A 24,597-nucleotide genomic window follows, 5' to 3' on the forward strand; every position below is an offset into this window, starting at 1 on the left:
TGCGGAGGATGGCATGCCGCGCAACTGCGGGCAGCGGCCCGGGATGCGGCGTGCCCTCCTCCGCACTGTGCGCGCGTAACCGACGTTCCCTGATCCCGCAACCCCCTTGCCCCCCGTTCGGGGGTGGTGACACGGTGAAGGCACAGGGAACAAAGGAGCTTTCTGATGCCTTCTCGATACCGCCCGTTTCTTTCGGGTGCGGCGATCCTCGCCGCTGCAACACTCGTACTCTCGCCATCGGTCGCGTTCGCCGGGCCGCACCACGGCACTGACCCTGGCGACGCCACCCTCCTCCGCTACGCCGAGGACACCTGGGCATCACTGGATGCCATGACCGACCCCACCACGGGACTGGCCAGTGACAACATCAGCGGTGACCTCTCCGTGGCAGGGGAGTACACGTCCCCGACGAACATCGGTGGGTACCTCTGGTCGACCGTGATCGCCCGCGATCTCGGCATCATCAGCAAGAAGGACGCGAAACGGCGGCTGACCACCACGCTCGCGACCCTGGGGTCGATGGAGCGACACGAGCCGAGCGGCATGTACTACAACTGGTACTCGCCGTCCGATGCATCCAAGCTCACGACCTGGCCAGACAGCGGCGACGTCGTGTACCCGTTCCTCTCCACAGTGGACAACGGCTGGCTCGCGGCGGCCCTGCGTGTGGTCGCGAAGTCCGACCCCTCGCTTCGACACCGCGCGATGGACCTCTACGACAGCATGGACTTCGGCTGGTTCCACGACCTGAACGCCCGCGAGGGCGTCACCCTCAACCGCGGTGGCTTCTGGGTGGACCCGCCCGGCGACGGATGCGCGGTCCCCGACAACTACGGGGATGACGGCGCCGACGTCTACTACACCTGCCACTGGTATGACACGACGGTGAGTGAGGCGCGAATCACGACCTACCTGGGCATCGCGAACGGTCAGATCCCGGCATCCGCCTACTACGGCACCTACCGCACGATGCCCGACCAGGCCTGCGACTTCGGCTGGCAGGAGCAGAAGCCCGAGGGCGAGACACGCGAGTACCTCGGCGTGAGTGTCTACGAGGGAACCTACGAGTACGCGGGCATGCGGCTCGTGCCGTCGTGGGGTGGCTCGATGTTCGAGGCGCTCATGCCCGACCTCTTCGTGCCCGAGGCCCAGTGGGGCCCGAACTCGTGGGGCGTCAACCACCCCGCGACGGTCGAGGCCCAGCGCTGGCACGGTATGGAGGAGGCCGACTACGGCTACTGGGGCTTCTCACCCGCGAGCGACCCGTTCGCCGGGTACCGCGAGTACGGGGTCGAGGCTCTCGGCATCAGCTCGGACGGCTACGCGAGCGACGCGGAGTCGACCGATGTCGACTACGGGTACGAGGGATGCCGCGACGCAACCAACCCGACGCCCGAGTACGGCGACGGTGTGGTCACCCCGCACGCCTCGTTCCTTGCGCTGCCCTACGACCGGGATGCCGTACTCGCCAATCTCGCTGGCCTTGAGTCGAACTTCGACTCGTATGGGGCCGGTGGTTTCTACGATGCGATCGCGGTAGGAAGTGGAACGGTGGCTGACCGCTACCTCTCCCTCGACCAGTCGATGATCATGGCGGCGATCGGCAACGACCTGCTCGACGACAAGCTCAAGAGGTACTTCGTGGACCGGTCGTTCGAGAAGGCCGTGCGGCCGCTCATCGAGGCCCAGGACTTCGGCAGCGTCATCCCGTAACTCAACCCCCGCGAGAAGCCACTTTCTGCCAGTTTTCCGGCCGGAAGCCCCGGAAAGTGGCTTCTCGCGAGTGGATGCGACGGGCTTATAGCCGATTCGCCAGAAATGGTCAAGGAATTACTTGCATAGGCGCGTCGTTGTGTCCTATAGTTGTTCTTTGCGCTCCCAGATCACCCATGCCGTCATATTGTGGACAGCTGGCGCGCCCCGAGTATAGCGGCGGGGCAGATCTCCTTGGGTACTGGTGAGCATTTCATTACCGACCGTCACTGTATGACATACGGGTCCTGACCAGGCCCACGGAGGTTAGTTCCTTGGCTGCTGCGCGCACCACGTCCACCAAGAAGTCCCCGAAGAATGGCCGGAACGCATCCCGCCTGTCCTTCGCGAAAATCACCGACACCCTGACCGTTCCCGATCTGCTCGCACTGCAGACCGAGAGCTTCGACTGGCTCGTCGGCAACGATGCCTGGAAGGAGCGGGTCGCAGCCGGAGAAGCCGCCGGTCGTACCGACCTCGCCACTCGCAGCGGCCTCGAGGAGATCTTCGAGGAGATCTCCCCGATCGAGGACCTCGGCGAGACCATGCAGCTGTCGTTCGCCGAGCCGGAGCTCGAAGAGCCCAAGTACACGATCGACGAGTGCAAGGAGCGCGGCAAGACGTTCGCTGCTCCGCTCTACGTGAACGCCGAGTTCATGAACCACCTCACGGGTGAGATCAAGACCCAGACCGTCTTCATGGGTGACTTCCCCCTCATGACGGAGAAGGGCACGTTCATCATCAACGGCACCGAGCGTGTCGTCGTCTCCCAGCTCGTGCGTTCGCCCGGTGTCTACTTCGACCGCACCCCCGAGAAGCTGTCCGACAAGGACATCTACTCCGCGCGCATCATCCCGAGCCGTGGCGCATGGCTCGAGTTCGAGATCGACAAGCGTGACCAGGTCGGCGTTCGCATCGACCGCAAGCGCAAGCAGTCGGTCACCGTGTTCCTCAAGGCCCTGGGCCTCACGAGCGAGCAGATCCTCGAGGAGTTCAAGGGCTTCCCGTCGATCGAGCTGACCCTCGAGAAGGACGCCATCCTCACGAAGGAAGAGGCGCTCAAGGACATCTACCGCAAGCTCCGCCCGGGCGAGCAGGTTGCCGCGGAGGCCGCACGTGCGCTCCTCGACAACTTCTACTTCAACCCGAAGCGCTACGACCTCGCGAAGGTCGGTCGTTACAAGATCAACCGCAAGCTGGGTCTCGACGCCGACATCAAGGAGTCGGTGCTCACCGTCGAGGACATCATCGCGACGATCAAGTACCTCGTCTCGCTGCACGACACGTCCTCGCCGTTCGTTTCGACGGGTGAGAATGGCGCGGTCACCATCAAGGGTGTTCGCGACGGCAAGAAGGTGGATGTTCGCCTCGACGTCGATGACATCGACCACTTCGGCAACCGTCGTATCCGTGCCGTGGGTGAGCTCATCCAGAACCAGGTCCGTACCGGTCTGTCCCGCATGGAGCGCGTCGTTCGCGAGCGCATGACCACGCAGGACATCGAGGCCATCACGCCGCAGACGCTCATCAACGTGCGTCCCGTCGTCGCCGCGATCAAGGAGTTCTTCGGAACCTCCCAGCTCTCGCAGTTCATGGACCAGAACAACCCGCTCGCGGGTCTCACCCACAAGCGTCGTCTCTCGGCGCTCGGCCCGGGTGGTCTGTCCCGTGAGCGCGCAGGCGTCGAGGTCCGTGACGTTCACCCGTCGCACTACGGCCGCATGTGCCCCATCGAGACCCCGGAAGGCCCGAACATCGGTCTGATCGGTTCGCTCGCATCGTTCGCACGCATCAACGCGTTCGGTTTCATCGAGACCCCGTACCGCAAGGTCGTGAACGGCAAGGTCACGTCGACCATCGACTACCTGACCGCGAGCGAGGAGGACGACTTCGTCGTCGCCCAGGCAAACGCACCGCTCACCGCGGACAGCAAGTTCGCCGAGTCCCACGTGCTCGCCCGTAAGAAGGGTGACGAGGTCGACCTCGTTCCGGTCGAGTCCGTCGGGTACATGGACGTCTCGCCCCGCCAGATGGTGTCGGTCGCGACATCCCTCATCCCGTTCCTCGAGCACGACGACGCGAACCGCGCACTCATGGGTGCCAACATGCAGCGTCAGGCTGTTCCGCTGCTGCGCAGCGAGTCGCCGCTCGTCGGAACCGGTATGGAGGGCTTTGCGGCCATCGACGCCGGTGACGTGCTCACGGCAGACAAGGCCGGCGTCATCTCCGAGGTGTCGGCGGATGTCGTCACGGTGCAGCTCGACGAGGGCGGCACCCAGGACTACTACCTCCGCAAGTTCGACCGCTCCAACCAGGGCACGAGTTACAACCACCGTGTGATCGTGAGCGCGGGTGAGCGCGTCGAGGCCGGTCAGGTCATCGCCGACGGCCCCGCGACGGAGAACGGTGAGCTCGCACTCGGAAAGAACCTCCTCGTGGCCTTCATGACCTGGGAGGGTCACAACTTCGAGGACGCGATCATCCTGTCCCAGAACCTCGTGAAGGACGACGTTCTCTCGTCGATCCACATCGAGGAGTACGAGGTGGATGCCCGTGACACCAAGCTCGGCAAGGAGGAGATCACCCGTGACCTCCCCAACGTGAGCCCTGAGCTCCTCGCCGACCTGGACGAGCGCGGAATCATCCGCATCGGTGCAGAGGTTCGCCCCGGCGACATCCTCGTCGGCAAGGTCACGCCGAAGGGTGAGACCGAGCTCTCCGCAGAGGAGCGCCTGCTGCGCGCGATCTTCAACGAGAAGAGCCGCGAGGTGCGTGACACCTCGCTCAAGGTTCCTCACGGTGAAGAGGGCACGATCATCGCGGTCAAGGAGTTCAACGCGGACAACGACGACGAGCTCGGCTCGGGCGTCAACCAGCGCGTCGTGGTCTACATCGCCCAGAAGCGCAAGATCACCGCTGGTGACAAGCTCGCAGGCCGCCACGGCAACAAGGGTGTTATCTCAAAGATCCTGCCGGTGGAGGACATGCCGTTCCTCGCCGACGGAACCCCGGTCGACATCATCCTCAACCCGCTCGGTATCCCCGGTCGAATGAACTTCGGCCAGGTGCTGGAGACCCACCTCGGTTGGGTCGCCAAGCAGGGCTGGGAGGTCGAGGGCAACCCCGAGTGGGCCGCCCAGCTGCCGGAGTCCGCTCGCAGTGCCGCCCCCGGCACCAAGGTTGCGACCCCCGTGTTCGACGGTGCGCTCGAGGAGGAGATCGCAGGTCTCCTCGACTCGACCACCCTCACGCGTGACGGCGAGCGCCTGATCGACTCCTCCGGAAAGACGCGTCTGTTCGACGGTCGCTCCGGTGAGCCGTTCCCGGCGCCGGTCTCGGTCGGTTACATGTACATCCTGAAGCTCCACCACCTGGTGGACGACAAGATCCACGCTCGCTCGACGGGCCCCTACTCGATGATCACCCAGCAGCCGCTCGGTGGTAAGGCGCAGTTCGGTGGCCAGCGATTCGGTGAGATGGAGGTCTGGGCGCTCGAGGCATACGGTGCCGCGTACGCGCTCCAGGAGCTCCTCACGATCAAGTCGGACGACATCCTCGGTCGCGTCAAGGTGTACGAGGCCATCGTCAAGGGTGAGAACATCCAGGAGCCGGGCATCCCGGAGTCCTTCAAGGTGCTCATCAAGGAGATGCAGTCGCTGTGCCTGAACGTCGAGGTTCTCTCGGCTGACGGCTCGACCGTCAACCTGCGGGACACGGATGACGAGGTCTTCCGTGCCGCGGAGGAGCTCGGCATCAACATCTCCACGCGCTTCGAGTCCTCGTCGATCGACGAGATCTAAGCCCCGCCACCGATACGACTACTTCAGTTTTCGAAGAGAGAAGAAAAATTGCTCGACGTTCACGCGTTTGACGAGATCAAGATCGGCCTGGCTACAGCGGATGACATTCGCAAGTGGTCGCACGGCGAGGTCAAGAAGCCCGAAACCATCAACTACCGCACCCTCAAGCCCGAGAAGGACGGCCTCTTCGGAGAGCAGATCTTCGGGCCGTCCCGTGACTGGGAGTGCTCGTGCGGTAAGTACAAGCGAGTCCGCTTCAAGGGCATCGTGTGCGAGCGCTGCGGCGTGGAGGTCACCAAGTCCTCCGTCCGTCGTGAGCGCATGGGCCACATCGAGCTCGCTGCTCCCGTTACCCACATCTGGTACTTCAAGGGTGTTCCGAGCCGCCTCGGTTACCTCCTCGACATGGCGCCGAAGGACCTCGAGAAGGTCATCTACTTCGCCGCGTACATGATCATCTCGGTGGACGAGGACCTGCGTCACGCAGAGCTCCCCGCCCGCGAGAAGGAGATCCTCCTCGAGATCAAGACCCTCGAGAACGAGCGCGACTCTCGCATCGCCGACCGTCTCGCGCGCCTCGAGCAGGACCTCGCGGCCCTCGAGGCCGAGGGTGCCAAGGCAGACCAGAAGCGTCGCACCAAGGACGGCGCCGAGAAGGAGATGGGCCAGATCCGCAAGTCGTTCGACGAGCAGATCGCCCAGCTCGAGCGTGTGTGGGATGACTTCCGCAACCTCAAGGTCGGCGACCTGAAGCCCGAGGACTCGGTGTTCCAGGACCTGCAGGACCGCTTCGGCGACTACTTCGAGGCCCACATGGGTGCCGAGGCGATCCAGAAGCGCCTCCAGGCCTTCGACCTCGCCGCGGAGAGCGAGAAGCTGCACGACGAGATCGCCAACGGCAAGGGTCAGAAGAAGATCCGCGCCATCAAGCGCCTCCGTGTCGTCAACTCCTTCCTGCAGACCGGCAACTCGCCGGCAGCCATGGTGCTCGAGGTCGTTCCGGTCATCCCGCCGGAGCTGCGCCCGATGGTGCAGCTCGACGGTGGCCGCTTCGCGACCTCCGACCTCAACGACCTCTACCGTCGTGTGATCAACCGCAACAACCGCCTGCGTCGCCTGCTCGACCTCGGTGCTCCCGAGATCATCGTGAACAACGAGAAGCGCATGCTGCAGGAGGCCGTTGACGCGCTGTTCGACAACGGTCGTCGTGGACGCCCCGTCACAGGTACCGGCAACCGCGCCCTCAAGTCCCTGAGCGACATGCTCAAGGGAAAGCAGGGTCGTTTCCGCCAGAACCTGCTCGGAAAGCGCGTCGACTACTCCGGTCGTTCGGTCATCATCGTCGGCCCGCAGCTCAAGCTCCACCAGTGCGGTCTGCCCAAGCAGATGGCACTCGAGCTGTTCAAGCCGTTCGTGATCAAGCGCCTCATCGACCTCAGCCACGCTCAGAACATCAAGAGCGCCAAGCGCATGGTCGAGCGTTCGCGCCCGCAGGTGTGGGACGTGCTCGAGGAGATCATCCGCGAGCGCCCCGTTCTGCTGAACCGCGCACCCACCCTTCACCGCCTGGGCATCCAGGCGTTCGAGCCGCAGCTCGTCGAGGGCAAGGCCATCCAGCTCCACCCGCTCGTGTGTGCAGCGTTCAACGCTGACTTCGACGGTGACCAGATGGCCGTGCACCTTCCGCTGTCGGTGGAGGCCCAGGCTGAGGCCCGCGTGCTCATGCTCGCGAGCAACAACATCCTGAAGCCGTCCGACGGTCGCCCGGTGACCCTGCCCACGCAGGACATGATCATCGGCCTGCACCACCTGACCACGGTCAAGGAGGGTGCAACCGGTGAGGGCCGCGCGTTCTCGTCGATCGCCGAGGCGATCCTCGCGTTCGACCAGCACACGCTCGACCTCAACGCGATGGTTCGCATCCGTCTCGACGGCCTGTACTTCGCCGAGGGCGCCGCGCCCGAGGGCTTCGTGCAGGGCAAGACGCAGCTGCTCCAGACCACGCTCGGCCGCGCACTCTTCAACGAGGCGCTCCCGACGGACTACCCGTACGTTGAGGCCGTGGCCGACAAGGGCCAGCTCTCGGCGATCGTCAACGATCTCGCCGAGCGTTACCCCAAGGTCGAGGTTGCTGCAGCTCTCGACCGGATCAAGGATGCCGGTTTCCACTGGGCAACCCGTTCCGGTGTGACCGTGGCGCTCTCCGACATCGTGACCCCGCCGAACAAGCCGCAGATCATCGCGAGCTACGAGAAGCAGGCCGCGAAGGTCCAGGACCAGTTCGACAAGGGTCTGACGACCAACGCCGAGCGTCGCCAGGAGCTCATCGAGATCTGGAACAAGGCCACCGCAGAGGTCGCCACCGCCATGCAGGAGAACTTCGCCGTTGATAACAACATCAACCGCATGGTCTCCTCCGGTGCACGTGGTAACTGGATGCAGGTCCGACAGATCGCCGGTATGCGTGGTCTGGTGTCGAACCCGAAGGGTGAGATCATCCCTCGCCCGATCGTGCACTCCTACAAGGAGGGCCTGACCGTGGCCGAGTACTTCATCTCGACTCACGGTGCCCGTAAGGGTCTGGCCGACACCGCACTTCGTACCGCCGACTCGGGTTACCTCACGCGTCGCCTCGTCGATGTCTCGCAGGATGTCATCATCCGCGAGGACGACTGTGGCACGTCGAAGGGTCTCGACATGCCGATCGCAGCTCAGGACGCCGATGGCACCTGGGTGCTCGACTCCAACGTCGAGAACTCCGTCTACGCCCGCAGCCTCGCCGCGGACGCCGTTGACGACAAGGGCACGGTCATTGCGGCCGCTGGCTCCGACGTCGGTGACGTGCTCCTCGACACGCTGCTCGCCGCTGGTGTGCACAACATCAAGGTGCGCTCGGTGCTCACGTGTGAGTCCGCCGTCGGTGTGTGCGCGGTCTGCTACGGCCGTTCGCTCGCGACCGGCCTGCTCGTCGACATCGGCGAGGCCGTCGGTATCATCGCGGCCCAGTCGATCGGTGAGCCCGGAACCCAGCTGACGATGCGTACCTTCCACACCGGTGGTGTGGCATCGGCGGATGACATCACCCAGGGTCTGCCCCGTGTGACCGAGCTCTTCGAGGCTCGTACGCCGAAGACCGCTTCCCCGATCGCCGAGGCCGCTGGTCGCGTCACGATCGAGGACACGGACCGCACGCGCAAGATCATCCTCACGCCGGACAACGGCGACGAGCCGATCGCGTACCCGGTGCTTCGTCGTGCAACCCTCCTCGTCGAGGACGGCCAGCACGTCGAGCTCGGCCAGCAGTTCCACGTCGGAAACCTCGACCCGAAGGAAGTTCTTCGCGTCAAGGGTGTCCGTGCGGTGCAGCAGCACCTCGTGGATGGCGTGCAGGGCGTCTACCGCTCGCAGGGTGTGCCGATTCACGACAAGCACATCGAGGTCATCGTCCGCCAGATGCTCCGCAAGGTCACCGTCGTCGACCACGGCGACACCGACCTGCTGCCCGGTGAGCTCGTTGACCGTCAGAAGTACAACGAGATCAACCGCTCGACGCTGACCGAGGGCAAGAAGACCGCCTCGGCTCGCCAGGAGGTCATGGGTATCACGAAGGCGTCGCTCGCGACGGAGTCGTGGCTGTCGGCCGCATCATTCCAGGAGACCACGCGTGTTCTCACGCAGGCCGCCATGGAGGGCAAGTCCGACCCGCTGATGGGCCTCAAGGAGAACGTCATCATCGGAAAGCTCATCCCGGCGGGCACGGGTCTCCCGCGCTACCGCGATGTGTCGGTCGAGGCGACCGAGGAGGCTCGGGCCGAGCGTTACCCGAACCGCATCTTCGCCGACGACCTCGGTGTGAGCGAGTCCGACCTGAGCTTCGTCGACTTCGACAGCTTCAGCTCCGACGACTTCACGCCCGGCACGTACAGCTGATTCGCGCGCGGGGCGAGAGCCCCGCGCCGGATCAGGTTGAGCGGCCGCCCCTGCCGGGTGGCCTGTCGAAACCTCAGAGCATTAAGTAGGAAAGGCCCCGTCACCGAGCGTGACGGGGCCTTTCCTGTGTCCGCGCCGGTCCGAGCTCAGGATGCCGCCGGCTCCAGCACCACCCGGTGCTCCTGCTCCGTTCCGCTGTCGCTCAGGATCGTGGCGGCCTCGGAACGCCCGGAGGGCAGCAGGCGCGCGACCACCCGGCCCGCGGTGGCCGCGCCCAGCGCCTCGACCAGCTCGCTTGTGATGGCGGCGAGGGTCGTGGCATCCGGGACATCGGGGTAGCGGTCGTCGAGGAGCACGACCTGCACCCCGCGCTTGCGTGCGGCCCTCGCCGCAGAAACGACAGCGGGCACCGTCAGCGCGCGGGCACGCAACCCGTCGCGCAGCTCCGCCTCGGCGACCGCGAACTCCAGTCGGTCGGCCTCGGTCAGAGGCGTTCCGTCCACGAGGCGGGCGAGCAGCGGGGTCGCGATCGCGTCGAGCTCCTGCAGGCGCGCGTTGCGTTCGTCGGTGCTCGCAAGCTGTGCGGCCTCGACGACGGCGCGGTTGGACGTCTTCTCGGTCAACCGCGCGATGGTCGCGGTCGTGCGCCGGAGTCCCACGGTGAAGAGGGTCCCCACAAGAAGGATCGGGAGTTGTTTGCCGACCAGCAGGAGCGCCGTCAGGGTTCCGAAATCGGTCGTGGAGCCCCAGAACACGATCACCAGGGACTGGGCCACGAAACCGACCCACGCAATGCCGAGCCGACCACGCAGTCCGATGAAGAACATCGTCACGGTTCCCGCACCGTAGTACCACTGCGAGTGCCCGCCCGCCTGCTCGAGCTGCCACGAGATGAGGAATGCCACGGCGACCCACGCGATCACGGCGATGAGTGCGGTCGAACGGTGCAGGGGCTCCGCGGAGTCGAACATGAGCAGGAAGCCAACACCGACCAGCACCCCCAGTCCGACGAGCGTCGGCCAGGGGGATACCACTTCACCGATGCTCCAGATGGCCAAGACCGCACTCGTCGCGACGTAGGCCCACAGGAGGATGTGGGTACCCCTGCCTGTGAGGGCGACTTGGTCGAGGCGGGTCGTGCTCACGACTCGCTCCAGGTGAGGGTGACCAGCGTTCCGCGACCCCTCTCGGAGATCACCGTCGCGTGCCCACCGGGAATGGCGGCGAGGCGGCCGCGAATGCTGACGGGGATCCCGAGGCGATGCGGCGCGACCTCGTGGGCGTCGAAGCCCGGACCGTTGTCGCGCACACGCACCTCGATGACGCCGGGGGAGAAACGAACAGTCACCTGACGCAGCGCCCCGGGGGCGTGGGTGACGCTGTTGCGCGCGGCCTCCGAGGTCGCCTCGGCGAAGGCGGCCGCGACCTCACCAGGCACATCGAGTTCACGTACTCCGTGAGCCGAGAAGTCCACATCGATCGAGGCCTCGAGCACGACGGATCGGATGCGCGACACGAACTCGGTCGGGGTGACACCGGTCGTGACATCCGTTCGCCCGTTGCGCAGCATCTCCAACTCGGCGAGGGCCGCCGTGGCCTGTCGTTTCAGCGGCGCTTCGAGCTGGGCGTCCCCGCGCGACGCGTAGTACAGCGTGTTCATGACCTCGTCGTGCACGAGGGCGTCGAGACGGGCCTGCTCCTGCGCTCTCGCGGTGGCGGCGGCCGAGCGCGCCGCCGCCACGCGCAGCGCGCTGGTGGCGGCGTCGACCGCCGCGGCATTGCGCATGGCGGCGATCGCGAGAGCGGTGAACAGTCCACCGAGAATCAGCGTGAGGACCGCGTACTGCAGCGGAACATCCCAGCCGTCCTCGCTGCGCGTGAGCCAGCGCAGCGGGGCCTCGAGCACCGACAGCAGGAGCAGGTACGCCCAAGCCGCTGCCGTGTCCCAGGCCACGACCGCACTGACCGCACCGATCGCGGCCATCTCGAGTAGCCACGGGCTCACGCCATCGGGGAACGGCAGCGGGCCGAGAGCCGGAATCATCGCCACCTGGGTCAGAACGAAGAGCGTCGCGTAGGCGCCATGGGCGAAGCGGATGACCCGGAGCCCTGAGGTCATGGTGATGACGGTGAGCACGAGGTACCCGCCGTAGATCACGCACACCGCCACGAGGGTGAATGGCGGCGTCAGATATGCCATGCCACCGAGGATTGAGCCGAGCGAGATGATGCCGAGGATCAGGGCACCGACGCCGGTGATGACCGTGATGGTGCGCGCCACGCGCACGGTGGCGCTCGTGCGATCGGACGGTTCGGTCACGACGATGCTGGCGGTCACGGTCGATGCTCGCGTCAGGACTCGGGGGAGGGGAGGATGCCGTCCTCGACCGCGCGCTTATAGAGGTCGACCTTCGTGTGGGCGGGGCGCCCCGCCATCGCGTACTTGTGGCGGATCCTCCGCACGTACTCCGCGACGGTGCCCGAGGAGAGGCCGGCCCGGTGGGCGACGGTGACGGACTTGTCGCCAGCCGCGTACAGGGCGAGCACCTCGCGCTCCTTCGGGCTAAGACCCGCGGACGACAGGTTGGGATCGGCGTCCAGCGCGGCAGCCCACTCGGTCGTCGCAACGGTTGCGCCGCGGGCGGCCGCGCGCACCGCGTCGATGATCGTCTCGCGGGCCTCGGACTTGCGCACGATGCCGAGCACCCCGCCGCGTGAGGCGGCCCGCAACTCGGCGGCGTTGTCTGCTGCGGTGAACGCAAGCACTCTGGCGCCGGCCTCGAGCAGCACGGCGAGGTTGTGGGCCACCGTCGAGCCGTCGGAGAGGCGGATGTCGAGCACGACCAGGTCGAGGGTGGGAACGAGCGGGAGGATGTCATCCACGCTCGTCGCCGAACGTACGAGCACGATGTCGTCCTGGTCCTGCAGGAGGGACGCGAAACCGAGCTGCACCGTCTCGTGGTCGTCGACGTGCGCGATGCGCAGCTGGTGACCCTCCGTGCTCTCGCTCATCTCTCCTCCGTGCGGCCGTTGGACTCTCCTGAGAATGCCACGAATCGGGGGATGGTGTGACGTCGCACGAGGCCAACCCCCCAAACGGGTGTCAGTGAAAACAACGACTGATACACCGTTCTGTCCACTGCCACGATGAAACTACCCGAAGAGCTACGGAGCCGTCCCGTGAACCGAACCGCAATTGATGACCTTCTGGGCGGCATCCTGTCCGGGTGGTGCGAGTCCGTGGCGGACTGGACGCCTCCCGGGCAGGGTTCATCCAGCACGTGCATGACATGCCCCACGTCGATCCTTGCCGGCCAGATGGATGTCATGGCCTGGCCGCACGAGGTGGTGCACCAGCTTGCGGCATCCCTCGACATCGCCGCCGATGAGATCTACCTCCACCTCGACGAGCAGCCCATCGACGGGGTGAACTACGGTTCGAGTCCCGACTGCGTTCGCCGCTACGTCGCGGACACCGTGCGGGCCCGGCTCGACGACCTCGTCGATGTTCTCGTCGAGTGTGTGGAGCCAAGACTTGTCGACTTCACCGCCCGTGAGGTCGAGAGAGTGCTCGCGCGGGTTGGTTCCTGAGGTGGCCTGAATCCCCCCGAAGCAGGCCTGACCCCCCGGTTGCGGGGGTGACAGGGACCAACTCGCGCGGTTAGCTAGAGAGGTCGCTATCGCTGGGGGGTGAACTCGTGGCGTCTCTCGCTGAGATTCTCATCCTGCACGGGATCATGCCGATCGAGAGCATCGATATCGGTCTTGACGATGATGCTCTCGTCGCCGACCTCATGGATCGCGGACGCATCTCCACCGCGCAGGTCGCTGCAGCGCGCGCAGCCCAGGCAGGGATGCCGTTCGTCGAGCTCCTCGACTACCCCGTGGACGCTCGTGCGGTTGGAGTCGTCCCGGCGGCGCTGTGTCGGCGGTACGACGTCCTGCCGGTGGGGTTCGCAGGCGGGTATCTGATTCTCGCCGTCGCGGACCCCGGAAACATCCTGGCGATCGACGATGTGCGAGCGCTCGCGGGCCAGCCCGTCAAGTGCGTTGTCGCCGAGCTCACCGATCTGCGAGCCGCACTCGACAGGTACATCCGAGCCGACGGTGAGCTGAGCAGCCTCTCCTCGGCAATCGAGGAGGAAGCGGCGGCTTCGGCTGCTGAGCTCGTGCGCCAACAGGGCGTGACGGAGGCCCGCGAGGATGACGCACCCATCGTTCGGTTCGTGAACCTGCTCATCAGCCAGGGCATCCAGGACCTGGCATCCGACATCCACATCGAGCCGGCCGAGTACGACATGGGCGTTCGGTACCGCATCGACGGCGTCATGCACGAGATGCAGCGTGCCCCCAAGAACATCCAGAACGGCGTGATCTCGCGCCTCAAGATCATGGCCGACATCGACATCGCCGAGCGGCGGAAGCCGCAGGACGGCCGGATGTCGGTGAGTCATGGTGGCCGCAAGATCGATCTCCGCGTCGCGACCCTCCCCACCGTGTGGGGCGAGAAGGTCGTCATGCGAATCCTCGACAACAACTCGTCGACGATGGACATGTCCGAGCTTGCCTTGCTCCCCGCGAACTTCGAGGCGTACCGCCGGTCGTACTCGAAGCCCTACGGCATGATCCTCGTCACGGGCCCGACGGGTTCGGGTAAGTCGACAACGCTCTACACGACGCTCCACGCGGTGGCCCGGCCGGAGATCAACGTCATCACCGTCGAGGACCCTGTCGAGTACCGCATGGCGGGCATCAACCAGGTGCAGGTGAACCCCAAGGCGGGTCTCACCTTCGCGAGCGCGCTGCGCAGCATCCTGCGCTCCGACCCTGATGTCGTGCTGCTGGGTGAGATCCGTGACCACGAGACGGCGCAGATCGCCATCGAGGCATCGCTGACCGGCCACCTCGTTCTGTCGACCCTGCACACCAACGACGCACCCAGTGCCGTTACCCGTCTCACCGAGATGGACATCGAGCCCTTCCTCGTCGGCTCGGCGCTCGACTGTGTTGTCGCCCAGCGCCTTGCGCGAAGGCTGTGCGAGCGGTGCCGCGAGCCGTACCACCACGATCCGGCGGAGATCGCGAACCTGGGGTTCGGCTACCAACTCGGCCAGCCCATGGGCCAGCTGTATCGACCGGTCGGATGCGCGAGCTGCTCCAACACCGGATACCGCGGCCGACTCGCCCTCCACGAGGTCATGACGGTGACCGAGGAGATCGAACGCCTCGCTGTCGCGCGCGCCTCAAGCGCAGAGATCGCGCGCACGGCCCGCAGCCAAGGCATGCACACGCTCCGTCAGGACGGCTGGGCGAAGGCGCAAATGGGACTGACCTCGATCGAAGAAATCCTGAGAGTGGTGGCATAACCGTGAACAAGCCGATCTACGAGATTCCGGTTAACCAGGGACTTCGGGATGCCGCGCCGGTACCCCCACCCGGAGTGACACCTACCGGCGGCATCCCCACCTACGGTCCGCCGCCCGGAACCACGCCGCCGCCGGCCGGTGCCGCGAACCCCCTTGCCGCCGCCCCGCCGCCCCAGGCGGCTCCCGCGCCCGCTGCCGCACCGCCGCCGCCCTTTGGCTCACCCGCTGCGCCCACTGCCACCCCGCCAGCACCGGGCTCGTCGCCGGCCTACCCTGCGACCGGTGCATTCCCGCAGCAGGGAAAGCCTGCAACTCCACCGACAGGCGGATTCCCGCAGCAGGGAGCCCCCACGCCGGCCGCGCAGTTCATGAACGCACCGCCCCCCACTGCGCCGACGCCCAGTCCTGCCCAGCAGGCCACGTCACTGCGTGGCGACCCTGACCTGATGGCGGCGCTGCAAGAGGTCCTTCTCAACGGTGCATCAGACCTCCACGTCTCGGTCAACGCGCCGCCCATGATCCGTGTGGATGGCTCACTCCGACCGATTGCAGGCGCCGAGACGTGGGCTCGACACAAGGTGACTGACGCGTTGTACAGCATCATGAGTGCTGAGCAGCGCGAGCGCTTCGAGGAGAGACTGGAGCTCGACTTCGCATTCTCGATTTCCGCCAACGCCCGCTTCCGTGTGAACTTCTACCAGCAGCGAGGGGCGATCGGCGGCGCATTCCGACTGATTCCAACCGAAGTCAAGCAGCTCGCTGACCTCGGCGTGCCCCAAGTCGTGGGTGAGTTCGCCAAGCTTCCTCGCGGTCTTGTTCTCGTCACCGGACCTACCGGCTCTGGCAAATCGACAACCCTCGCTGCCCTCATCGACCTCGTTAACCGCACACGTGCCGACCACATCATGACGGTGGAGGACCCGATCGAGTTCGTGCACTCGAATCAGAAATCGCTCGTCAACCAGCGCGAGGTCGGTCAGGACACCCACAGCTTCGCTGAGGCACTCAAGCACGTCCTGCGCCAGGACCCGGACGTCATCCTGATTGGTGAGCTTCGCGACCTTGAGACGATTTCGACCGCCCTCACCGCAGCGGAGACCGGTCACCTCGTGTTCGCGACTCTCCACACGCAGGATGCACCACAGACCGTTGACCGCATCATCGACGTCTTCCCGCCCCACCAGCAGGGTCAGGTGCGCACACAACTCGCCGCGACGCTTCAGGGAGTGATGTGCCAGACACTCGTCAAGCACTCGAGCGGGACGGGCCGTGTCGTGGCGACCGAGATTCTCTTCATGACCCCCGCTATCGCGAACTTGGTACGCGAGGGCAAGACATACCAGATTCCGACAGCACTACAGGCCGGTCGCGGGCTGGGAATGCAGACAATGGACCAACACCTCGCCGACCTCGTCAACGAGGGTCAGATCACTCACAGGGCTGCGATGGACAAAGTGCATGATGCCGAGGGCTTTGCGCGCCTCGTGCGCCGTCCGGAGGCCAGACCGACGATCGGAGACTCCGGTATCGACTTCGGCGACGCATTCTCAGGGGGTCGATGATGGCAGGCAGCGCTACCGCCCAGATGTACGAGTACCGAGCACGGGATGCGCGTGGCAAAGTCGTCAAGGGCCGCATCGAGGCGGGTTCAGAGTCCGCGGTACTCGCTCGCCTCACAACCATGGGCGTTGCGCCCCTCGGCATCCGCGAGGTCGGAGCCGGCACGGGTCTCCAGACTGAGATAACGATTCCCGGCCTCGAGAGGGGAGTCGGTCTCAAGGATCTGGCAATCATGAGCCGCCAGATGTCGACGATGATATCCGCCGGCCTCTCGATCCTGCAGACGCTCAACATCCTGGCAACGCAGACCGAGAACAAGAAGCTCGCGAAGACACTCAACGATGTTCGTTCCGACGTCGAAACGGGTCATTCGCTCTCAGACTCCTTCGCACGGCATGAACGGGTATTTCCGCCCCTCATGATCAACCTCATTCGGGCAGGGGAGACCGGTGGCTTCCTCGAGAAGTCAATGGACGCGATCGCCATGAACTTCGAGAAGGAGGTCAAGCTGCGTGACAAGGTCAAGGCAGCGTTGACCTACCCCGTGATCGTGCTCATCATGGCGATACTCGGCGTCGCGCTCATGCTGATCTTCATCGTGCCCGTCTTCGCCAAAATGTACGGTGACCTCGGCAGCGAACTTCCACTGCCTACACAGTTCCTGGTGGGGCTCTCCGCAGCGATGGTGTGGCTTGCACCCCTCACCGCTGTGGTCATCGTGGCCGCTGCCGTCTGGTGGGGACGCAATAAGCACAAAGAGTCCGTGCGCAACTTCGTGGACCCCTTGAAACTCAAGGCTCCAGTCTTCGGGGCGCTGTCCGCCAAGATTGCGATCGCACGATTCGCCCGAAACTTCTCGACGATGATCGGGTCCGGCGTTCCCATTCTGAGATCGCTGTCAATCGTCGGAGAAACGAGCGGCAACATGGTGATCGAGAAGGCCCTGCTGCGCGTTCAGGACTCGGTGCGCACGGGCGGGACCATTGCCGGGCCCCTGATGACGGAACCGGTATTCCCTTCCATGGTCACCCAGATGATGGCGGTGGGAGAGGATGCCGGAGCGCTCGAGCCCATGCTCGAGAAGATTGCCGTGTTCTACGACAGTGAGGTCGAGTCGATGACCGACCAGCTGACAGCCCTCATCGAGCCCCTCATGATCGCCTTCCTCGGCATCGTCATCGGAGGCATGATCGTCGCGCTCTACATGCCGATGTTCGGCATCATCGCAGAAGTCCAGAACGGCTAGCTCGCGTCCCCCACAACTGGGGTGGTGTCGGAGGCCAATCCCCCCCTTTCGCGGGATTCCGGCGCGGCGGTGTACCCCGCACAGTTGGTCGTAGGGGGAATTACACCTCCTGTCCAGTTAACCCAACGGAACAGGATCACAATGTTTACTGCACTCAACAACAGCCTCACGGCAGCCCGCAAGCGCGTAGAGAAGGGCGAGAAGGGCTTCACGCTCATCGAGCTCCTGATCGTCGTCCTGATCATCGGTGTCCTTGCGGCAATCGCCATCCCGATCTTCATCAACGTCCAGGCGACGGCGCGCGAGAACACCGCGAAGACCACTGTGACCGACGCGAAGACGGCAATTGTGGCTCACTACACCGCAACCGGGTCGCTTCCCGCGGCCGAAAACGGCAAGACTCCGGCCACGGTCTTCGCGCCGAGTGATGAGCTCGTATTCAGCTACGTTCCCGGCGCAGGTTCTACGTTCTGCGTGAGCGCATCGTTTGCCGGCAGTGACAAGACTTTCGTAGCGACGGACCTCTCGGCCACCGAAGAGGGCGACGCCTGCGAGTAGTTCGCACCTAGATGGCGGCGGATGCTTGGCTTTTTATCCTGGCATCCGCTGCCATCTAAGCAACACAGCTTCATAGCACCACGCACGCGATCTCTGGGGGGAGGGAAGCATGAACAGCATCACCGACGACGAGACTGGCGTAGGACTCATCGAGATCGTTGTCTCCATGTTCATCATCGCGCTCATCGCTATCGCCTTCCTGCCCTTCCTGATCAACAGCTTTTACGCAACACGGGCCAATACGACACTGGCCACAGCCAACCAGCTTCTCGACCAACAGTTCGACCAGTTGCGTCAGCTCCAGCCTGCTAACTGCGCCGCCATCGAGGCGTTCCGATCCCGAGCAGACGCCAGTCTCGACCGCGTAGTGGACACCGCGCGCAATGTCACCCTCACGGTGACCAGAACGTTCACCTGCCCGACCAACCTCGCGAAGTCGGGATCGGAGCGCATGACGATCACGGTGGTCGACTCATCAACCGGCGCCGCCGTGACGAGCGCTTCGACGATCGTGTATGTGGCGCCATGACCGAGCAGAGTGAATCAACGACAGCTCGCTCGCACGACGCCGGCATCGGCCTGGTCGAGCTTCTGATCTACGCGATGCTCCTCGCCATCGTGTCCTCCATCGCCGGCTCGCTCCTGATCACGGGATTGACGAGTCAGCGCGACATCACCGCGATGGGTAGTGCAACGAGCCGAGCCCAAGTCGTCGTCGCCTCTATCGAAGACGGGGTGCGCACAGCTTCCTCGGTTTCCGTTCCCACGGCATCGGCGGTGGGTCAGCGCCTGGTGACCAGAACCGGCACCTTCACCACTGCCGGGGTTGCTACCTGGGAGTGTCGTTCCTGGCTCATCGCCCCCACTGGCAACGTCTACTACCGATCGGCACAAACCGCCATCGCGGCGCCCAACAACCTCTCGGCCGCGAGCCTCGCAGGCTGGAGCTTGCTCACCGAGGGGGTGACAGCCGCACCGGGATCGACTGCGCCGTTCGCCGTCTCGGGCAATACGCTGAGCGTCTCCATTCAGGTCTCGGCTGGCTCCGACGGAGCGCCGGCACTCGTGAACAATCGCATCAGCAAGCAGTCACTGCCCACGACTTCGGGAACGGGACCATCCACATGCTGACCATCGTCACTCGTCTCAGGCGTGAACAGAGCGGTGCCGCCCTCGTTACTGTCGTCGCCCTCATGGCGATCTCCATGGTCGTCGTCGCCGTCATCGGTACTTCGATCTTCGCTGCCAGCAGCGTCACGGTAGCGTCACGCGCCAGTGTCCAGTCAAAGGCGTCGGCGGAGGCAGGGATCGACTGGGCCCTCGGAGAGTTCAATCGGAGTTACTTCCCCTGCTCGGGCGACTTCCGCACGTCAGATCCGTCATTCAGCGTCACGATCAGCTACGTGAATGCCGCGGGCAATGCGCTGACCTGTGGCACCACCGCCTCGGGGAGTCCCGCGAAAGCCACCATTGTCTCCACCGGCTTCTCGTCGATCACGTCCAAGACCGCTGCCGCCAACTCCCATCAGGTTGGGGCGGTCGCGAACATCGTCCTCGCGACCTCAGGAACGCTGCTCGATAAGGCAATCTTCACCGAATCCGGCCTCCTTCTCACCAACGACACCCAGGTTGCGGGCTCGGCACCGGGCGTTCTCGACGGCAACGTCTACACCAATGGCAGTTTCACCTGTGCGACGCAGACGCGCATCGATGGCACGATCTTCGCTCGCGGCAACATCACCATCGACAACACCTGCCAGTCCCTGTCCTCGATCTGGTCAGGTGGAAACGTGGACCTTGTCCAGTCCGACGTCAGGATTGCAGGAGACGTCTACGCGGTTGGGTGGGCGGCCATCAACAAAGCTCGTATTCTCGGGAACGTCGTAGCAAACGGGGACGTCACCACCACCAACAAATCCAACTACAACTGCGGTAGCGGCAACTCCACGAATGTCTGCGGCTCAGTGTGGTCCCTCAATGGCTCGATCAACCTCGCGAGCAACGGCTCGCCCATTGCTGGCTCTCTCTACGCTCGCAACAGTGTGACCTTGCCGAACAATGACGAAACCCCTCGCCCAGCCGCCGTCACCTCGCTCAATGGCAATCTGACGATGCTGGGTTCGCGGGTCACCGGTGCCGTGAGCATCTACGGTTCCATCTCGAGCAAGAACGACTCGAATATCGTCAAGGCCAACACCTGTAGCGTCACGTCGACCAGCAACTACTGGACCAAGTGCACAAATGAGCTCGTTCTGCCGATGCCACCGACCTCCGTTGCCACCTTCAGCCCAGCCAACTCGGCGAATCTCGGCACTCGCACTCACACGGTCTCCGTCGACAAACCACCCCGCCAGGGATTTCCCCAGATCTTCTCGAGCGCGTCTGCCATCGCATCGAACTGGAACGGATGGGCCAAGCCCGCCGTTCCGACGTCGGTGTGCTCAAGTGGAAATACTTGGCAATCTCAGCTGAATTCGATCCTGGCGGGGTACTCCTCGGGCACGAAGGTGCTCCTTCAGCTGCCCTGTACCAATGCACTCCCGGGGTCCAACGTCTCGATCAACCTCAAGGGCGACGTGGCAATCATGGCACCCTACGGCATCGACTGGAGCAACGAGACCCGCGTAAGTTCGACAGGTGGTCCCTGGGCGCTCATGCTCGTTTCGCCTTCGGACTCCCCCGGCGTGAGGTGGGTCGAGCCGGACCCCACGAACTCGCCCGGCCAGCTCTCCCCGAACTGCTCGGGTGGTCCGAATCTCAGATTCGACAAGTTCATCGTCAGCAACTCGTCGAGGGTATTCCTCTACACGCCGTGTGAGGTGTCGATCAGGAACAAGGACCAGAGCATGGATGGGCAGATCTACGCCGGAACTTCGTCCTACCCCGCTGGTCTCCTCATCAAGCGCGCGATCATGACGATTCCGGGCATCCAGGTTCCGGGGCAATCCAGTGGTTCCTCGAGTACCTCCGCGACCATCACCAGCAGATACGACATCGGATGATGGTCATCGCACTGGTCGCAGCGGGCATCTTCGGCGCGCTCATCGGCTCCTTCCTCAATGTGGTGGTCTATCGCGTGCCGCGAAGGCTCTCCCTCGTCCATCCCGGCAGCGCGTGCCCGGGGTGCGGTGCAAGTATCCGACCCAGAGACAACATTCCGGTGTTCTCGTGGGTGATGCTGAGGGGAAGATGCCGCGATTGCGGAGCGCCGATATCGGTGCGGTATCCCCTTGTAGAGCTCGGCACAGCACTCGCCTTCGTCCCCGTCACGTGGCTCTTCCTGCCGCAGGCGACATCGCCGGTCGGTTTCGCGGCCGACATTATTGTGCTCATCACGTACCTAGGCCTGACCGCCGTGAGCATTTCGCTCGCGCTGATCGACATCGACACCTCGACGTTGCCGAACCGAATCGTGATGCCATCCCTCGTCGGGGTGATCGTTCTGCTGGGGGTCGCATCCGTTCTCCGGGGCGAGTTCGAGCCCCTTCTTCGAGCGGCGATCGGTGGGGCCGCGCTGTTCGTCTTCTACCTCCTGCTTGCTCTCGTCTCTCGAGGCGGGATGGGCATGGGCGACGTCAAACTCGCGGCCCTTCTTGGAGTCGCACTCGCCTGGGTCGGGTGGCCGGCGCTCATCGTTGGAACGTTTGCCGCGTTCGTGCTCGGCGGTGTTTTCGCGCTCGTGTTGCTCATCGCTCGCAAGGTCTCCCGTAAATCCGGGGTGCCCTTCGGGCCGTGGATGCTCGCGGGCGCGTGGATCGGAATCTTCTGGGGGGCCGCCGTAGGGCAGTCCTATGCGCATTTTGTCGGACTGGCAGGGGGAGCCAATGGGTAATCGAGTAGTAGGTGTGGACTTCGGCTACGGAGTCATTCGTGGTGTTGAGGTTGACAGTCCTGACGGCCCGAACGCCCGGGTTCTCCGCTCTGCGGAGGTAACGGTGCCCGAGGGCGCGATCGTCAACGGCGAGGTTCGTGAGGTTCATACGGTGGGTGCCGCGATCAAGCGCCTGTGGAGTACTGGGGGTTTCAAGACCAAGAAGGTCGTGTTGGGAATGGGCAACCCCCGCGTACTCGCACGTGACCTGACAGTGCCCGCAATGCCCCACGCCCAAATCAGAGAGAGCCTGCCCTTCCAGGTCCAGGACCTCCTCCCGGTACCCGTCGCCAACGCGATCCTGGATTTCTACCCGGTCTCCACGGCAACGGCAGAATCAGGGCCGGTGATCAACGGACTGCTGATCGCCGCCCTCAAGGACGTGGTCATGGCCAACGTATCGGCAGTTCGTCTCGCGGGCCTTGAAACCGTCGCGGTCGACCTGATCCCTTTCGCACTCACTCGACTGCTCGCTGACGGATCGACGCCCCAGACGGTGGCGTTCGTCGACGTGGGTGCCACTACCACCAATGTTTCCATCGCGGTCAGTGGAATTCCCCAGTTCGTTCGAATCATCCCTGCTGGGGGCGATGACGTGACGAGCGCTCTCATCGAGCGAGCGGATCTCTCACGCGATCAAGCTGAGAAGGTCAAAGTCGCGCTCGGTATACCCCTCGGGCATGTCGATCCGGAGTACAGACTGATCGCAGACATCATCGTGACCGAAGCCGGGCAGTTGCTCACAGGCCTGCGCAACACCCTCAACTACTACGCGAGCGCCCATCCGTCACCGGTGTCCCAGATCGTCATCACAGGCGGAGGCGCCCAACTCACGGGCTTCGCACACGCGCTCGCGGACATGACTCAGCTGCCGACGAGCGTGGCCGACCCAGCGAGTGACCCTCGCATGACGGTGGCGCTCGGCCTCGCGATGCGGAGCGCAGCATGAGCGGGTCGCGAGTCAAGGAGACCCGCCCGGTTCGGGCAGAGCAGCGAAGCAAGACGGTCCAACGCAAGCCCGCCGAGGTGACGGGGGCTGTCCCTCGAGTGGACCTCCTCCCTCCGGAGGTGCACGAGAGGAGGCGGACCGCAGCGGCGCGGTCCACCATCCTGCTGCTGGCAGTCCTCGCCGTTGTTCTCGTCGCGGGAGGCTTTGCTTTTGCGAGCCTCCTCGCCATACAGACTTCATCGGCTCTTGCCTCCGAGCAGGAGCGCACGCTCGATCTCCTGGCACAGCAGGGCGAGTTCATCGAGGTGCGGCAGGTGCAGGCCCGAGTGTCGGCCAGCGAAGCGGCAGAACGTGTTGCGCTCTCGACCGAGGTCGACTGGCCAGCCATCATTCGAGAGGTGATCAGCGCGCAGCCCCCCGGCATGGTCCTGCAGAACGTCGACATTGTGTCGGCCACACCCACCACCGCGTTCCCGCAAGCAACGGTTCCGCTTCAGGGTGCCCGTATCGCATCGATGGACGTGTCGTTCGCAAGCCCAGTGGCCCCTGATATTGCAAGCGCCGTGGATTCCATTGCGGCCAACGTCACCGGTGTCACGAATATCGTCCACGTTGAGACTGTGGAGAACGCAGGCATCTACACGTCGAACCTCGTCATCTACTTCGACGAGAGCGTGCTCGCGAACGCCGAGGAGGTGACCCAGTGAACGCACGACGACTCTGGCAGATAGGCGGGTCACTTGTCATTGTTGCGATACTCGTACTGGGCTGGTTCGTGGCTGTTGCTCCCGTTCTCGCGGAGGCAGCGGGAAACGAAGCCGATCGCGCGGAAGTAGCTGACCAGAACTCGGTCCACGAGGCGACCCTCGCATCGCTCAAAGCCGAGTATGAGAACATCGCTGCCCTCCGCGCACAGCTCGACGAGTTGGCGATCGCGATTCCCGCCGACACAGCACAGTCGGATCTCGTCAGGGATATCTCCGCCGCAGCCGCGGCGTCCGGGGTTGTCATCAGCACGATCCGGTTCGAGGATGCCGCCACCTTCGTCCCCGCGTCCGCGGAACCGGCCGAGCCGGTGACTGACCCAGCCGATGGTGAGGAGAGCACGGACGCCACGGATGATTCGACGCCATCCGAGACCGACGCAGCGGCCACCGATGCGACCGGCGCTGCGCCTGCAGTCGCCGACCCCACCGCAGGCATCGTGGAGGTGGATCCCGCTGACCTCGCGCTACTGGGGTCGGGCCAGTTCGTCACCGTGCCCGTGACGATCGAGTTCGTCGGGGAACCAGAGCAGCTCCTGACGATGGCATCAGCGTTGCAATCGATGAAGAGGCTCTTCCTCGTCAGTGGGTTCAAGATGGACGCCAGCCAACCGCCGCCCCGGGGCACGGTGAGTGGCCTCGCCTACGTTCTCCTCGATCAGGATGACGTTCTGACGCGTGGTGACGACACCACGTCACCTGAGCCCACCCCCACCCCCACCGAGACTCCCACCCCCTAGCGGGGCGGGCGCAAGCCGGGCGCACCCCGCCGTCATCCCCCTGACGGCGGGGTGTGTCCCG

At 64.6% G+C, this 24,597-nt stretch carries 18 protein-coding genes; 15 read left to right on the forward strand and 3 right to left on the reverse strand.

The features are described 5' to 3' along the window. The first annotated feature begins 165 nt into the window (after positions 1-165). From HDC94_RS03885 to HDC94_RS03895, 3 genes are all read left to right on the forward strand, one after another. A complete protein-coding gene (locus HDC94_RS03885; RefSeq protein WP_179495029.1) occupies positions 166-1,713 on the forward strand; it encodes a glucoamylase family protein in 1,548 nt (515 codons plus the stop codon). 314 nt (positions 1,714-2,027) lie between these two features. Beyond that, positions 2,028-5,552 carry a DNA-directed RNA polymerase subunit beta gene (gene rpoB, locus HDC94_RS03890; RefSeq protein ID WP_179495031.1) on the forward strand — a complete coding sequence of 1,175 codons (3,525 nt, stop codon included), beginning with the start codon at positions 2,028-2,030 and terminating at the stop codon, positions 5,550-5,552. A 48-nt stretch (positions 5,553-5,600) separates the two neighbouring features. Next, positions 5,601-9,482, forward strand: a complete 3,882-nt coding sequence (locus tag HDC94_RS03895) for a DNA-directed RNA polymerase subunit beta' (RefSeq protein WP_179495033.1) — start codon at positions 5,601-5,603, stop codon at positions 9,480-9,482. 146 nt (positions 9,483-9,628) lie between these two features. Here the strand turns inward: HDC94_RS03895 and HDC94_RS03900 are convergent, their stop codons facing one another. From HDC94_RS03900 to HDC94_RS03910, 3 genes are read right to left on the reverse strand one after another with little or no spacing between them, the layout of a single operon-like run. Next, entirely contained in the window at positions 9,629-10,627 is a 999-nt protein-coding gene (locus HDC94_RS03900; RefSeq protein ID WP_179495035.1) for a hypothetical protein, read from the reverse strand. Next, positions 10,624-11,820 carry an ATP-binding protein gene (locus HDC94_RS14755; RefSeq protein WP_179495037.1) on the reverse strand — a complete coding sequence of 399 codons (1,197 nt, stop codon included), beginning with the start codon at positions 11,818-11,820 and terminating at the stop codon, positions 10,624-10,626. The genes HDC94_RS03900 and HDC94_RS14755 overlap by 4 nt, the downstream gene beginning before the upstream one ends. Positions 11,821-11,834: 14 nt before the next feature. Further along, positions 11,835-12,494, reverse strand: a complete 660-nt coding sequence (locus HDC94_RS03910; RefSeq protein WP_179495039.1) for a response regulator transcription factor — start codon at positions 12,492-12,494, stop codon at positions 11,835-11,837. Between the two features lie 168 nt (positions 12,495-12,662). Here HDC94_RS03910 and HDC94_RS03915 point away from each other — a divergent pair, with 168 nt between their 5' ends. From HDC94_RS03915 to HDC94_RS03970, 12 genes are all read left to right on the forward strand, one after another. Next, positions 12,663-13,073 (forward strand): hypothetical protein, encoded by a 411-nt coding sequence (locus HDC94_RS03915; protein WP_179495041.1) that lies wholly within the window; start codon positions 12,663-12,665, stop codon positions 13,071-13,073. A 107-nt stretch (positions 13,074-13,180) separates the two neighbouring features. Next, positions 13,181-14,848: an ATPase, T2SS/T4P/T4SS family gene (locus HDC94_RS03920; RefSeq protein WP_308495621.1), complete on the forward strand. Its 1,668-nt coding sequence runs from the start codon at positions 13,181-13,183 to the stop codon at positions 14,846-14,848. A gap of 2 nt (positions 14,849-14,850) precedes the next feature. Continuing rightward, positions 14,851-16,410 carry a type IV pilus twitching motility protein PilT gene (locus HDC94_RS03925; RefSeq protein ID WP_308495622.1) on the forward strand — a complete coding sequence of 520 codons (1,560 nt, stop codon included), beginning with the start codon at positions 14,851-14,853 and terminating at the stop codon, positions 16,408-16,410. Then, entirely contained in the window at positions 16,407-17,654 is a 1,248-nt protein-coding gene (locus tag HDC94_RS03930; protein WP_179495043.1) for a type II secretion system F family protein, read from the forward strand. Before HDC94_RS03925 ends, HDC94_RS03930 begins: the two co-directional genes overlap by 4 nt. Positions 17,655-17,795: 141 nt before the next feature. After that, on the forward strand, positions 17,796-18,212 hold the full coding sequence (locus tag HDC94_RS14760; protein ID WP_179495045.1) for a type IV pilin protein: 417 nt from the start codon (positions 17,796-17,798) through the stop codon (positions 18,210-18,212). A 109-nt stretch (positions 18,213-18,321) separates the two neighbouring features. Further along, on the forward strand, positions 18,322-18,741 hold the full coding sequence (locus HDC94_RS03940; RefSeq protein ID WP_179495047.1) for a hypothetical protein: 420 nt from the start codon (positions 18,322-18,324) through the stop codon (positions 18,739-18,741). Beyond that, positions 18,738-19,343, forward strand: coding sequence for a type II secretion system protein J (locus HDC94_RS03945; protein ID WP_179495049.1), 606 nt, complete (start codon positions 18,738-18,740; stop codon positions 19,341-19,343). The genes HDC94_RS03940 and HDC94_RS03945 overlap by 4 nt, the downstream gene beginning before the upstream one ends. After that, a complete protein-coding gene (locus HDC94_RS03950) occupies positions 19,337-21,214 on the forward strand; it encodes a hypothetical protein (protein WP_179495051.1) in 1,878 nt (625 codons plus the stop codon). Before HDC94_RS03945 ends, HDC94_RS03950 begins: the two co-directional genes overlap by 7 nt. Then, entirely contained in the window at positions 21,211-22,044 is an 834-nt protein-coding gene (locus tag HDC94_RS03955; RefSeq protein WP_306457266.1) for an A24 family peptidase, read from the forward strand. The genes HDC94_RS03950 and HDC94_RS03955 overlap by 4 nt, the downstream gene beginning before the upstream one ends. Then, on the forward strand, positions 22,037-23,032 hold the full coding sequence (pilM, locus tag HDC94_RS03960) for a type IV pilus assembly protein PilM (RefSeq protein ID WP_179495053.1): 996 nt from the start codon (positions 22,037-22,039) through the stop codon (positions 23,030-23,032). The genes HDC94_RS03955 and pilM overlap by 8 nt, the downstream gene beginning before the upstream one ends. Then, on the forward strand, positions 23,029-23,739 hold the full coding sequence (locus tag HDC94_RS03965) for a hypothetical protein (protein ID WP_179495055.1): 711 nt from the start codon (positions 23,029-23,031) through the stop codon (positions 23,737-23,739). Before pilM ends, HDC94_RS03965 begins: the two co-directional genes overlap by 4 nt. Continuing rightward, the gene (locus tag HDC94_RS03970; protein WP_179495057.1) at positions 23,736-24,536 is read left to right on the forward strand and encodes a hypothetical protein; all 801 of its coding nucleotides are present in this window, start codon (positions 23,736-23,738) and stop codon (positions 24,534-24,536) included. Before HDC94_RS03965 ends, HDC94_RS03970 begins: the two co-directional genes overlap by 4 nt. Positions 24,537-24,597 lie beyond the last annotated feature (61 nt).

Origin of the sequence: Leifsonia sp. AK011 (genome assembly GCF_013410945.1) — a bacterium.
GTDB lineage: Bacteria > Actinomycetota > Actinomycetes > Actinomycetales > Microbacteriaceae > Rhodoglobus.